The sequence below is a fragment of the Paraburkholderia sp. SIMBA_053 genome (assembly GCF_046534895.1).
Lineage (GTDB): Bacteria > Pseudomonadota > Gammaproteobacteria > Burkholderiales > Burkholderiaceae > Paraburkholderia > Paraburkholderia caledonica.
The window spans coordinates 1-256 of record NZ_JAWRXU010001108.1 but is presented as its reverse complement, the minus strand read 5'-3'; the positions used below and the strand labels follow the sequence as shown (position 1 = coordinate 256).

General features: G+C 60.5%; 1 protein-coding gene. It reads right to left on the bottom strand.

All coding sequences use genetic code 11. From position 1 onward, the window contains the following. Window positions 1-256, bottom strand: a 256-nt coding sequence (locus SB753_RS39065; RefSeq protein ID WP_410805420.1) for a DUF2201 family putative metallopeptidase, incomplete at both ends; no start/stop codon positions are given.

The window sequence follows — 256 nt, the reverse complement described above, 5'->3', positions numbered from 1 at the left end:
GCCTGGTGGATGGCCGTCACCACCTTGTTGACCACCTGGTGCTTCTCGTCAGGCGTCAGCGGCATGATGTCGGGACCATCACCCGGTTGCCAGGCACCGAAGTTGTCGCCACCACCGTTCTTCTGCAGATGGTCGTAGACGTCTTCCTCGGCCATGCCCCGGTACTGCGCATCGAGACAGGGCTGCGTGCCTTCGAACGAGTAGCCCTCGTCCTGCAGATCGATGTTGATGATGTAGTCGCAGGCGTAGTTCCACA